This is a genomic window from Paraburkholderia sp. SIMBA_053 (genome assembly GCF_046534895.1).
Lineage (GTDB): Bacteria > Pseudomonadota > Gammaproteobacteria > Burkholderiales > Burkholderiaceae > Paraburkholderia > Paraburkholderia caledonica.
Genome location: NZ_JAWRXU010000158.1, coordinates 1 through 406, shown reverse-complemented (window position 1 = coordinate 406; position 406 = coordinate 1). Strand labels below are relative to the sequence as shown.

Here is a 406-nt window from a genome sequence, read left to right as displayed (position 1 = left end):
GCTTTTTCTCGCTCTTTGATTCCCTTGGTGCTTGAACTAAGGCGTTTAACTTTTTTAAATACGCAATTTCCATTCGTAGGTATTCATTTTCCTTTAGTAACTCTTCATTTGTCTTGTCTATATCAAGATTTTCAGTAGGCTTTTTCTTCATTTTTGGACGACTCCTCTTTTTAGGAAACAGGCCATCCTTACCTTGTTCTTCAAAGGTTCTTTTCCATTTCGCCACCGTTGAGTAAGAAGGAATATTGAATACATATGATGCTTCACGAATAGACGCTCCTGTTTTTTCCATATAAGTTAATACGTCCATTTTAAACTTCACAGAGTAATTTGTATAGGTCGGCTGTAAGCCTTTTTCTCCATGTTTTTGATACAATGCCACCCATTTTATAATATCTGATTTAGT

At 35.2% G+C, this 406-nt stretch carries 1 protein-coding gene; it reads right to left on the bottom strand.

What is annotated here, in order from left to right; all coding sequences use genetic code 11:
• A partial coding sequence (locus SB753_RS35045; protein ID WP_410804641.1) for a helix-turn-helix domain-containing protein occupies positions 1 to 406 on the bottom strand: 406 nt, incomplete at both ends.